Annotated in this window: 9 protein-coding genes; 5 read left to right on the top strand and 4 right to left on the bottom strand. The window is 43.4% G+C overall.

Annotated features, from left to right (window positions below; genetic code table 11):
- Positions 1-87: 87 nt before the first annotated feature.
- The 4 genes from J4N40_RS09455 to proV all read right to left on the bottom strand — a co-directional run bounded on the left by J4N40_RS09455 (position 88) and on the right by proV (position 5508).
- Complete coding sequence (locus J4N40_RS09455; protein ID WP_017633995.1) at positions 88-2037, bottom strand: LTA synthase family protein; 1950 nt, start codon at positions 2035-2037, stop codon at positions 88-90.
- 193 nt (positions 2038-2230) lie between these two features.
- Complete coding sequence (proX, locus tag J4N40_RS09450) at positions 2231-3238, bottom strand: glycine betaine/L-proline ABC transporter substrate-binding protein ProX (protein ID WP_250654212.1); 1008 nt, start codon at positions 3236-3238, stop codon at positions 2231-2233.
- Complete coding sequence (proW, locus tag J4N40_RS09445) at positions 3231-4316, bottom strand: glycine betaine/L-proline ABC transporter permease ProW (RefSeq protein ID WP_005377778.1); 1086 nt, start codon at positions 4314-4316, stop codon at positions 3231-3233. The genes proX and proW overlap by 8 nt, the downstream gene beginning before the upstream one ends.
- A 4-nt stretch (positions 4317-4320) precedes the next feature.
- Complete coding sequence (gene proV, locus J4N40_RS09440; protein ID WP_017633996.1) at positions 4321-5508, bottom strand: glycine betaine/L-proline ABC transporter ATP-binding protein ProV; 1188 nt, start codon at positions 5506-5508, stop codon at positions 4321-4323.
- A gap of 438 nt (positions 5509-5946) precedes the next feature.
- On the opposite strand from proV, the gene J4N40_RS09435 reads away from it, so the two are divergent.
- The 5 genes from J4N40_RS09435 to ectB all read left to right on the top strand — a co-directional run bounded on the left by J4N40_RS09435 (position 5947) and on the right by ectB (position 12572).
- Positions 5947-7827 carry a DUF294 nucleotidyltransferase-like domain-containing protein gene (locus J4N40_RS09435; protein WP_005377775.1) on the top strand — a complete coding sequence of 627 codons (1881 nt, stop codon included), beginning with the start codon at positions 5947-5949 and terminating at the stop codon, positions 7825-7827.
- Positions 7827-8573, top strand: a complete 747-nt coding sequence (locus J4N40_RS09430) for a 3'-5' exonuclease (RefSeq protein ID WP_017820938.1) — start codon at positions 7827-7829, stop codon at positions 8571-8573. The genes J4N40_RS09435 and J4N40_RS09430 overlap by 1 nt, the downstream gene beginning before the upstream one ends.
- Positions 8574-8765: 192 nt before the next feature.
- Positions 8766-10424: a BCCT family transporter gene (locus tag J4N40_RS09425; protein ID WP_005377772.1), complete on the top strand. Its 1659-nt coding sequence runs from the start codon at positions 8766-8768 to the stop codon at positions 10422-10424.
- 314 nt (positions 10425-10738) lie between these two features.
- Positions 10739-11272 (top strand): diaminobutyrate acetyltransferase, encoded by a 534-nt coding sequence (gene ectA, locus J4N40_RS09420; protein ID WP_005393379.1) that lies wholly within the window; start codon positions 10739-10741, stop codon positions 11270-11272.
- Between the two features lie 34 nt (positions 11273-11306).
- On the top strand, positions 11307-12572 hold the full coding sequence (gene ectB, locus J4N40_RS09415; RefSeq protein ID WP_017820939.1) for a diaminobutyrate--2-oxoglutarate transaminase: 1266 nt from the start codon (positions 11307-11309) through the stop codon (positions 12570-12572).
- Positions 12573-12576 lie beyond the last annotated feature (4 nt).

Raw genomic sequence — 12576 nt, 5'->3', positions numbered from 1 at the left:
AGTTGTCAGTAGAACATTCTCGAAGGTAAGTGACAGAATAAGAAAAAGGAGCCGTTTAGCTCCTTTTTATCAGCGGAATCATTGGTATTAATGAGTGTGTTTGGAAGAATACCAGTTGTTTTGATACGCTTTAGATGCAAATAATGCGTTTGCTTTTGCACGCTCGATAATAGACTCGTCCACCTCTAGCGGCTTCATGGTTTGGTCTTTAAAGTCGTACGCCAGGGTCGATATCTTTTCACCAGGGGAAAGCACAACGAGATTGTCGCGCGTTAAATAACCAAAGTTTTTGTCGTATTGCATCATTGCGCGTTCATCTTCGCGAGCCAGTGGCTTCGTTAAATCACGACCAATCATCGGTGTTTTAGCATCTACCCCAATCAGAGATAACAGTGTAGGCGGCATGTCTATGTTGTTTGCTATGCGGTCATCTTTACGTGGTTGAATGCCTTTACCAAGGATCAATGCTGGAATGTGAAAGTGCTTAACTGGAACAAGGTTAGCGCCAGAAACACGTGCATCATGATCTGCAATTACAATGAAAATGGTATCATCCCAATAAGATGACTTTTTCGCCTTTTCAAAGAAAGTGCCCAAAGCGTAATCGGAATATTTAACGGCGTTGTTACGCGTCATATATTCTGAATCGTATGGCTCAATTTTGCCTTTTGGATACTCATAAGGGCTATGATTACTTGACGTAAAAACTAAGCTAAAAAAAGGTTTGTCGCTTTTTGAAAGGCGTTCAAACTCTTCGTTTGCTTTGTTATATAGATCTTCATCACTAACACCCCAAGAGCCAACAAAGCTTGGGTTGTTATAATCGTCTTCTTCTACTATTTGATCAAAACCGTTACCAAAGAAGAAAGTTTTCATGTTGTCAAAGTTGGCTTCACCGCCGTAAATAAATTGCGTGTGATAGCCTTGAGCTTTCAGTAAGTCCGCGATGGTAAAGAAACCCGTTTGGCTTTTACTCAGCTTCACTACCGCGCGAGACGGAGATGGAGGAAAGCCCGTGGTTACGGCTTCAATTCCACGAACAGAACGAGTACCAGTGGCGTACATTTGTGTGAACTGCCAACCTTCCTTCATGAGTTCGTCAAGGTTTGGTGTTAGAGGCAAACCGCCCAAAGCACCGACAAATTGGGCGCCTAAGCTTTCTTGTAGCAAAATCACTAAGTTTTTATGTTTACCCTGGTAAGTCGCGGGGTTACTGTTCATGGTTGGGAGTAATGAAGGGGTGAAGTCGGACTTTGTTGATGAAGTGCGAACTAATTCCAACATCTTTTGAGTGTCCATTTTTCCGTAGAACTGCTCAGCACTCTTTTCTGACTTCATGCTATTAACCGCAAACAACAATGAGTAAGATGAGTTCAGTGCTAAGTCGTTAAGCAGTGGATCGTTAGAAAAGGCGACCATAGCAGGATTTAGCGGGCGGTGACCTAAAGATGAGCGAGCACCTGCAACCCCAAAAAGAACAACGAAAAGTGCCAATAGTGGTCGCCATTTCCAGTTGACCTGCTGCGCCTTATCGGTCAGTTTCTTACTCCACTTCCAACCTAAAGTGATGGTTAAAACTGTACCTAACGCACCAATAAACAGTTCTAATTTGTAGCCAGTCCAGAGCATACTCAAGACTTCTTTTGGGTAGATTAAGTATTCCACAAACAGGCGGTTTGGACGTAGGTCGTATTCCTGAATGAATGGCGCTGTTGCGAGCTCCATGTATACAAGCACCCAAAGCCCTAAAACCATCCATATGCGTAATATTCGCTTCCAACACTCTCCCATCTTACCGGTTAATGGCATGAAGGTTGAAAACAGTGCTGGAAGAATAAATAACCAGCAAAGCGTTGCAATATCTACGCGCAAACCTTGACCTAGGATGTAAATTAAGTCGTTTAGAGAGTCAATACGGTCAATCTGCCAAAAAGCTAGCAAAACTCTTGAGATAGACAGAAATAGAAGCGAAAACAAAGAAAAGGCAGCAATTGGCTGCAAAGGCCCCCACACAGAGCTCTTTGATAAGTTTTTCATATTTATTCGAATAGTTTAATTGTTATGTTGTGTTGTTTTTAGCAAAGCAAGCGTGAAATAAACGTGAATTATAATGTGGGTTTATGGTCGGGTAGTGTAAGTTTTGGTATGTCTATGTAAGGGGGAGGGGCGTTTGTGTAAAAAAGAGCCAGTTGATAACACCAACTGGCTCTAGAGGTTGATAAAGGCATGATTACATTGCGGCTTTCTTCGCTTCTTCGACCCATGCGTCGAACTTTTTCTGGTTCGCTTTGATCCAACCATTTACATGAGACTCGATGTCCGCTGAGCTGTTCTTACCTTGGCTCATCATCATATTCTGCGCACTAACATCATTGATATTTAGTTTGATGATTTCAAATAGCTTCGCAGCAGCAGGGTTTTTTTCCGTAAACTCTTTATTGGCAACGATGCGCATAGAGTTCATCTCGAAGCCGTAGTTCTTACCGTTCTCTAGTGTCGTATCAATGTCCTTACGCTCACCAGGAAGTGAAGAGAATGGCACTTCTAACCACACAACATCTTTCCCTGGAACTAAAACGCCACTTACCCAGTAGGGTGTCCAAGTGTAGTAAAGAATCGGATCGCCTTTTTTGTAACGTGAGATCGTATCAGCGATAATCGCCGCGTAGTTACCTTGGTTGTGTGTTACTGTGTCACGAAGTTTGAAAGAATCCAACTGATGCTCAACAACCATTTCACACCCCCAACCTGGGTTACAACCAGTTAAGTCCGCTTTGCCATCGCCGTTTGCATCGAATAGCTTCGCCAATTTTGGATCTTTTAACTGACCAATGTTAGTGATGTTATATTTTTCCGCGGTTTTCTTATCGATCAAATAACCTTGCGCAGCACCACTTACATATTGGCCTTTACGGAAGAACTTATCATCACCGCCCGACATCGTGTACTTATCGGCGTGAAGAGGGAACCAACCAACCGCTAAGAAAGTAGCATCACCTTTAGCAATAGAGGTGTAGCCTACGTTGTAGTCCACTTCTTTGGTCGGTTTAACATCGTAACCAAGCTCTTCAAGTGCGCGGTTTACGATCAACGTTTGAAATGTTTCTTCTGCAACGGTTGATTGAACAGGCTGAACAGTGACACCTTCACCCGGTAGTTCACTTGCCACACCATAAGTTGAAAATGCGATAGTACTTAGAGCTCCAACAGAGAGCGCTTTCTTCCATGAATTATTCATTGATGTTTCTCCTAAGTTTTAGATCGTCTTGGTTCGTCTTTGTTTTCAGTTTTAATAGGTATGAAACAGGACCTGTGTGATACCAGCGAAGTTTAGTGTTGCCCGCATTAACCCCTAACACCTGGGTGATACGGTCTAACAAAATCGCAAGAATAACGATGCCTAAGCCACCAACGGCAGCAAGACCCATATCAAGTCGGCCAATACCACGAAGTACCATTTGGCCTAAGCCGCCAACAGCAATCATTGAAGCAATCACTACCATAGAAAGTGACAGCATTAAGGTTTGGTTTACACCTGCCATGATGGTTGGTAACGCCAACGGTAACTGGATGCGATAAAGCATCTGTTTTTTGTTTGCCCCGAAAGAGTGGCCAGCTTCGATAAGCTCTTCAGGTACTTGCTGAATACCCAAAATAGTCAGGCGCACAACGGGAGGCAGGGCGAAAATGATCGTTACTACTACGCCAGGAACGTTACCAATACCAAACAACATAACAATTGGCACAAGGTAAACGAACGCGGGAGTCGTTTGCATTGCATCTAATATTGGCCTAACAAATTTGGCAGCGGTTTGGCTCCTTGCCAACCATATCCCCATTGGTAGCCCTATAAGCAAACAGAAGAAAACGGCGGTTAACACCAGTGCTAGCGTTGTCATCGCTTGTGACCACGCACCAATTAGGCCGATGAAAACAAGGGATACAAGAGTAGAAAAACCAAGTTTTACATTGGAAAACTGCCACGCTAGCAAAAATAAAATGAGTACCATTATAGGCGCAGGTGTAGACACCAAAGCAGTTTCAAACGACGTTAGAATAAAGTCGATTGGAACTCGTATTGCTTGGAAAACAGGTCGACCATGTTCCACCAGCCAGTTCAAACCGGACTCTACCCAGCTATCGAGGGGTAAAACCGCATCTTGGAATGGGTTCATAATATCGAATGGTGCTTGCTCTACAGTTTCTGAGTTGAGCCAATCATTACTTGGCGCGGCCTCTGTACCTTGCGACCAAGGATCATCTTGCGCAGGAGCAGTATTTGACCAGGGATCATTGTTAGTTTGCTCTGAAGACATCGTGTTAATCCTTATCTAGTGTTTGTAGAAGACGTGATTTAGTCACGACACCAAAGTAAGTTCCTTGCTCATCTACGACAGGCACGGCATAAGGAACACCAGCAACCAGACCCAAAATGTCATTAATTGACTGATCAGGCTGAAGAGTAACTTCATCCGGTAATTGAGCACTGGCTAACGAACGGTTTTCTTTATGAGCCAAACGTAGTGAATCAAGAGATACGATGCCGGAATATCGGCTAGATTTATCGACGACAATACCGTAATCACGGTCGTGATCCATCAGAATCTGCATCGCAGAGCCTGGACCGTCATTTTCCGATTTCTTAAAAACAGCCGCTGGCTTCTTGCGCGCGATATCTTTTGCTGTCAAGACACTTGCGATGTTTACGCCGCGGAAAAAGGCTTCGACATAATCATTTGCTGGACTGTGTAATATTTCATCAGGTGTACCAACCTGAACAACCTCACCGTTTTGCATGATGGCGATACGGTCGCCAATGCGCATTGCTTCATCCAAATCATGAGAAATGAAGACAATTGTGCGTTTGTCATCGTTCTGTAGACGAATAAGCTCATCTTGCATCTCAGAACGGATCAATGGGTCTAAAGCGGAAAACGCCTCGTCCATTAATAGGATGTCAGGGTCACAGGCTAACGCTCTCGCTAAACCAACGCGCTGTTTCATACCACCGGATAATTCGTCAGGGAAAGATTCTGCATAAGGGTCTAAACCCACTCTTTCTAAGGCGGAAAGGGCACTTTTCTGACGCTCATTAACGTCGATGCCGGCAAGTTCTAAACCAAAGGCGGCATTTTCAATCACCGTCATGTGTGGCATGAGTGCGAAACTTTGAAACACCATTGAGATATTGTTACGACGAACTTCTCGAAGTTCATTTTCGGAGATGTGGGCGATATCTCTTCCTTTGAGATAAACACTACCTTTAGTCGGCTCAATGAGCCGGTTAAGAAGTCGAACAAGGGTGGATTTCCCGGAGCCAGAAAGGCCCATGATTACGAAAATTTCCCCTTCATTTATGGTGAGAGATACATCGTTTACGCCGACTGTTAAACCTGTCTGTTCAAAAATACCGTCTTTATCGACGCCTTTGTCGATAAGCGAGAAGGCTCTCTCTGGGTCTTCTCCAAACACTTTATACAGTCCCTTAACTTCCAGTATGGGATCCATGTTATCTGTCCTTTTTCGTGTGTTTATAACTGTTTAACGATTTGTACTCTAATTAATTTTAGTTCAACTTTCAACGAAAGGGGGTTGGTTAACTAGTTCTGCCGTGCATAGAGAATTCGTTGAGCAAGGTATGTTCAATTCTTATTTTTTATATTTAAAACAATTGCTTGTGATGTGTTTTTATCCGCCATAACGTTGCCCTGACGTAGGGTTGAATTTATTTTGAATTTTTTTGTACATTTCAACTCAACTCGCTTGCATAGATATAAGCTGTGATAGCTTAGAACTCTACATATAAAAAGGTTAGGGCTCTAATTTTTGGTTAAGGCTTGGTCCTGTGAAATCGGTTAGGTACTGTTATCCTTAGATTTATTTATTGCTTGATTTCACTCAGGGTGATATTTATCGCTGTAGTTTAGGCAACGTATGGAATAAAAAATGGAAGCCGAACAGTTAGAAGTGCTCAATTTCATTAGCCAGTACCCACCTTTTGATGACCTACCTGAAGAGCAGCTTAGAAAAATTGCTCTCAATGCCGAGGTTGCATACTTTCGGCAAGGAACAAAAATTCTTAACTTCGGAGATACGATCCGCGACTTGTATATGGTGAGAAGTGGGGCGGTAGAGATTTATCGACGTAAAGGTGAACTTTACAACAGGATTGATGCTGGTGGACTGTTTGGTCAGATGGGGTTGTTGATGAACAACCGCGTACGTATGCCAGCCAAAGCGATAGAAGACACTCTCGTTTACTGTATTCCGGAAAACATCTTCAATGAACTTTGTGATGAGTTTGAAAACTTTGCGGACTACATGGAACTGGAAGATAGCGCGCGTTTGCGAAGCGCAATATCTAGCCGCTCCGAAAGCAATGACTTTACCACCGCTAAGGCACGTAAAATCTTAGCAAGAGATCCAGTAACTCTGGAGGCAACGGCTTCAATTCAGGAAGCTGCGATACTAATGGCAGAGGAAAATGTCACCTCTCTGCTCATTATTCGCCCGACAGAGGAGCTCACAGAAGAAGATGATGAACAGCTGCTTGGAATATTGACTGATCGCGATCTTTGCATTCGCGTACTAGCTCAAGGTATTGATACCAATATTCCAGTGAGTGAGGTCATGAGTTATGACGTGGTTTCATTGGATTATAACGCCTATGTGTTTGAGGCCATGTTAACCATGTTGCGTTACAACGTGCATCATTTACCAATTTTAAAAGATAAAAAGCCGATAGGAATTATTGGCATGACGGACATCGTTCGTTACGAATCTCAGAACAGCCTATTGCTAGTGAGCTCTATTTTTCAGCAAACCAGTGTCGAGGATCTCAAGCAGGTTTCTGAACAAGTAAAAGACTGTTTCGTAAGAATGGTCAATGAAGATGCCAACGCGCACATGATTGGTCGAGCCATGTCGGTTATAGGCAGTAGTTTCAAACAACGCCTCGCTGAATTAGCTGAGCAAGAGTTCGGCCCAGCGCCCATTCCTTATTGTTTAGTCGCAATGGGTTCAATGGCGAGGGATGAGCAGCTAATTGTAACGGATCAAGATAACGCCCTTATTCTCGATAACAGTTATGACGTTGAGATTCACGGAGAGTACTTTGAAAAGTTTGCTAAATTTGTTTGTGATGGTTTAGCGGCATGCGGCTATGCTTATTGTACTGGAGACATTATGGCTACCAACCCAGAATGGCGAAAAACTCGTGCAGAATGGGAAGAATGCTTTGGAAACTGGATAGACAATCCAACCCCTGAGAGATTGTTAAATAGTAATATCTTTTTTGATCTCCTCGGTGTGCATGGGCGAGTGAAATGGGCGGAGCAATTAAGCAGCTTTATTGTGAGACGAGCGAAAAGAAATAACCGCTTTCTTGCTTGTATGGCGTATAACGCAATACGTAGGACGCCTCCACTGGGCTTTTTCAAAGACTTTGTGATGGAGAAAGATGGTCGTCATCGCAACTCGATTAACTTGAAGCGAAGGGGGACGGCTCCGTTGGCCGATTTAATACGGGTGCATTCTCTGGCAATCGGTTCGCGATCGCAAAACTCTTTCGACCGTTTAGATGACATTAATGATGCTGGCATTTTACCGAAAGGTCGAGGTTTGGATTTAAGGGATGCGATGGAGCTAATCTACATGGTTCGAATTCGTCACCAAGCCCTTGATATAGAAAATGGAGAAGAGCCAGACAACAATATTGAGCCGGAGAACATGTCTGAATTTGAACGTCGAAACTTAAAAGCAGCATTTCAAATTCTAAGTAACGCTCAGAACTTCATTAAGTTTCGATACCAGAGAAGTAGCAAATAATGTGGTTCTCAAAAAAAGTAGAAAAAGAACAGCCGTTGTTGGATACATCCCAGACGCCAGAGTGGTCAATGTTGTTCAAACAACTCGCTAAAGAAGCGAAAGACGAGAGGCTCAAACGCTACTATTCGACACCGATGGTTAATGGGGAAACACCAATTGAACAAGTGCCATTTGTCTCGGTAGACTTTGAGACAACAGGATTGAACTCGGAAGAGGATGTCATTCTCACGATCGGACTTGTGCCGTTCACTATTGATCGTGTTCAATGTAATGGTTCTGCTCATTGGGTCGTTAACCCAAACAGAGAGTTAAACCACGAGTCTGTCATTATTCACGGTATCACTGACTCTGAGGTTAAAAACGCGCCGCAGCTGTCTCAGATCTTGGGTGAAATATTGGATGCGTTGTCAGGCAAAGTGGTACTTGTTCACTACAAGAACATTGAAAGGCAGTTCTTTAATAACGCCTTGCTAAATAGCATCGGAGAGGGGATACAGTTTCCTGTTGTTGATACGTTAGATATTGAGTATGCGATACAACGCCGTGAATGCAGAGGTTTTATCAATAAGTTGAAAGGCAAGAAACCCGGTTCTGTACGATTAGGGCACGCTCGTGAAAGATATGGCCTCCCTGCTTATCAACCTCACCATGCCCTGACGGATGCGTTAGCAACTGCGGAGCTGTTTCAAGCACAACTGCAGTATCACTTTAATCGAAACATGCCAATATCTTCGGTTTGGCAATAGGCGTTATTTATGGTGAAAACAATAAAATGCAATGAGAGATAGGGGGCTTTAAGATTATGATGGCGGATTGAGTAACCGCTTATAAGAACAATGTTTTATGAACATGTGCTTGGTAGTGATGAAGACGTTTCATTACTCGAACTCCGACGAAAGTAATTTAAACTTGGTCACGTATTTTTAAGGAGATTATCCGTGAGCACCGATAATAACGGTGGCATTCAACGCCCCGATGGAAAAGTAAACGCAATAGATACTGACTATCAAATTGGTCAGGATAACGTTGCGCTAAAGGTAGGCCCATTTGGCCTTGATATTCACAACCGTGTTTTTGCAATTTCTGGCTTAGCAATCGTCATGTTTGTTGTGATAACACTATTATTCCGAGAACAGGTAGAGCCGTTTTTTGCAGACCTACGAGCGGGTTTGTTACACAATTTAGACTGGTTTTTTCTCGCTTCAGGTAATATTTTTGTCATTGTCTGTGTCGGATTGATCTTCACACCATTGGGCCGTGTGCGAATCGGTGGTACTGAAGCAACACCGGATTACTCCTATGCCGGATGGTTGGCAATGCTATTTGCTGCAGGTATGGGCATTGGTCTCGTATTCTTCGGTGTATCAGAACCGATGTCCCATTTTAGTTCTGCGATTGGTGGCGTGAGCGTTGAGAATGGTGTACGTACTGACTGGGCACCGCTAGGTGGTGCAGAGGGCGATGCAACTGCAGCTTCGGCATTAGGGATGGCTGCGACGATTTACCACTGGGCACTTCATCCGTGGTCAATATACGCGCTCTTGGCTCTTGGACTGGCTATCTTTTCATTTAACAAAGGTTTGCCACTCACCATGCGCTCAATTTTTTACCCTTTGTTTGGTGAGCGTGTATGGGGTTGGACTGGTCATATTATCGATATTCTTGCAGTGGTAGCGACGGTTTTTGGTTTAGCAACATCGCTAGGCTACGGTGCGTCTCAAGCCGCAACGGGTTTGAACTTCCTGTTTGATGTCCCAATGACCAATACCACGCAGGTTATATTGATTATTGGTATTACTGCGCTCGCTTTAATCTCTGTTGTGGCTGGACTCGATAAGGGCGTGAAAATCTTATCTGAAATCAACATGGGTCTTGCAGCGCTGCTATTGCTATTTGTTATTGTTGTTGGCCCGACGATTGCGATTTTAACTGGTTTCTTCGAGAACATCGTTTCCTATGTGGCTAATATCCCTGCCTTATCTATGCCATTTGGACGAGAGGATGTGAATTACTCTCAAGGCTGGACGGCGTTTTACTGGGCGTGGTGGATTTCTTGGTCACCATTTGTGGGTATGTTCATCGCACGTGTGTCTCGCGGTCGTTCAGTTCGTGAGTTTATTATTTGCGTTATTCTTATCCCATCTTCAGTTTGTGTGTTATGGATGACGGCTTTTGGCGGTAACGCAATTAGCCAATACGTTAATGATGGCTACGAGGCGGTGTTTAACGCAGAACTACCTTTAAAACTTTTTGCCATGTTAGATGTTATGCCATTGGCTGAGATAACATCTTTTGTCGGCATTATCTTAGTCGTGGTGTTCTTCATTACCTCTTCTGACTCAGGATCACTGGTTATTGATACTATTGCTGCGGGCGGTAAGGTCGATGCACCAACGCCACAACGCGTGTTCTGGTGTACGTTTGAAGGTTTGGTTGCGATTGCATTGATGTTGGGTGGTGGTCTAGCTGCTGCTCAAGCAATGGCGGTGACGACTGGTTTACCGTTTACTATTGTTTTACTTGTTGCAACGGTATCTTTGATAAAAGGTTTGATGGATGAACCTCGTCCAAAGGCGGTTTCTAAGAAATCAAAATAACTAGTATCAGCAGTTAAATTATTGATAAAAGCGGTATGCGAAAGCATGCCGCTTTTTTTTGGATTTCTATTTTTCTCTGAGAAATGAACAGCATGGAAAACGGTCTTATTCTGGTTGTTTTTTGTACTGTGCATTTAGGTGACTATTTAATAAATTAGACCTCGAACTATTTTAACTTTTGGTTAATAGGTTTATTTTTGTGATTTGAATCACAAAAATACCGATAAAAAGGCGGATTATTTGATTTTTAGTCGCGAGGGATGCCCATAATAAAAAGGAAATTTAATTAGACCTCAAAGGATATGTATTTTCACATGATCACATCAGCACCTTGGGTCCTTTATCCAGAGATTGGAGAAGACTCAAGTAAAAAATGGATTTTTCGTGAGCCTAAAATCTCTGATGGTGACGACATTTACAGCTTGATTGCAGACTGTCCTCCATTGGACATGAACTCATCTTATTGCAATTTCCTACAGTCTACGCATTTCAGCAAAACCAGTATTTTGGTTGAGCAAAAAGGCGAAATCGCAGGTTTCATTTCCGGTTATCAGAAACCAGACGAGCAAGACGTTTTATTTGTCTGGCAAGTTGCAGTCTCACCTCGCTTTAGAGGTCATGGTTTAGCATTCCGCATGTTGAAAGAACTTCTCACCCGAGAGGAATTAGGCGGTGTTAAATCGGTAGAAACTACCATCACGGAAGATAATAAAGCCTCTTGGGCACTGTTCAAAAAGTTAGATGCGATGAACGGCAATTCTGGCCAAGTAAGCACATTTTTGGATGAAGAAGCCCACTTTAAAGGCAAACACGATACAGAATATTTGTATCGCATTCCTCTCAAATAATCCTCAAACAATAGGAATTAAAAACGGTCTCATCATGGATATTTTCAAAAAGCAGGAATCCAACGTACGCTCATATTCAAACAATTTCCCGGTCGTTTTTCGTAAAGCGAAAGGCTGCTGGCTAGAAACAGAACAAGGTGAACGATACTTAGACTTCCTTGCTGGAGCGGGATCTCTAAATTACGGCCATAACAATCCAGTACTAAAACAAGCGTTGCTTGAGTACATTGAAATGGACGGTATTACTCACGGTTTGGATATGCACTCAGAAGCGAAAGCATCGTTTCTGGAAGCGTTGGATACTTACATCCTTAAACCAAGAAACTTGGATTACAAGGTTCAGTTTACGGGCCCAACAGGCACTAACGCTGTTGAGGCGGCATTGAAGCTGGCTAAAAAAGTAAAAGGCCGCGACAGCGTCGTTGCGTTTACTAACGGTTTCCATGGTTGTACTGCTGGCGCACTGGCTGCAACGGGTAACCAGCATCACAGACAAGGTAACGGTTCTAGTCTAAGTAACGTCACTCGTATTCCATTTGAAGGTTACGCTGGCGTAGATGGTCTCGCGCTGTTCGAAACCATGCTAAATGATAACTCTGCAGGTATGGATAAACCAGCCGCTGTACTTCTTGAAACTGTGCAGGGTGAAGGTGGTTTAAATGCTGCTTCAAACGAGTGGTTACAACGTTTGAGCAAAATCTGTAAAGCCAATGACATTCTTGTGATTGTCGATGACATTCAAGCAGGTTGTGGACGTACCGGTACTTTCTTTAGTTTCGAGCCGTCTGGTATCCAACCGGATATCGTGACGCTATCGAAGTCGATCGGTGGTTACGGTTTGCCGATGGCTGTCGTATTACTTAAGCCTGAGCTTGACCAGTGGAAGCCAGGCGAGCATAACGGTACGTTCCGTGGCAATAATCACGCCTTTATTACTGCTGCAAAAGCACTAGAAATTTACTGGGCAAACGATGATTTTGAAACACACATCAAGCAGTGTTCAGACAAGGTAAGTGCTGTTATTGACCGTTGTGTTCGTCGCTTTCCACAAATGTTTGTGCAGAAAAAAGGCCGCGGCATGATGGTTGGTATTGAATGTATCAATGGTGACATGGCATCTGAAATTGCGAAAAACTGTTTCGAGAATGGAATGGTGATAGAGACAGCGGGTCCAGACGATGAAGTTGTGAAGTTCTTCTGTCCACTAACCATCAGCGAATCAGAGCTAGATCAAGGACTAAGCATCTTTGAAAATGCAGTAGAGACTATCGCTGCGAAACATTTCAAACAAGCATCTTAATAAG

The organism is Vibrio sp. SCSIO 43097 (assembly GCF_023650755.1).
Classification (GTDB): Bacteria; Pseudomonadota; Gammaproteobacteria; order Enterobacterales; family Vibrionaceae; genus Vibrio; species Vibrio alginolyticus.
This window is presented reverse-complemented; position numbering and strand designations above follow the sequence as displayed.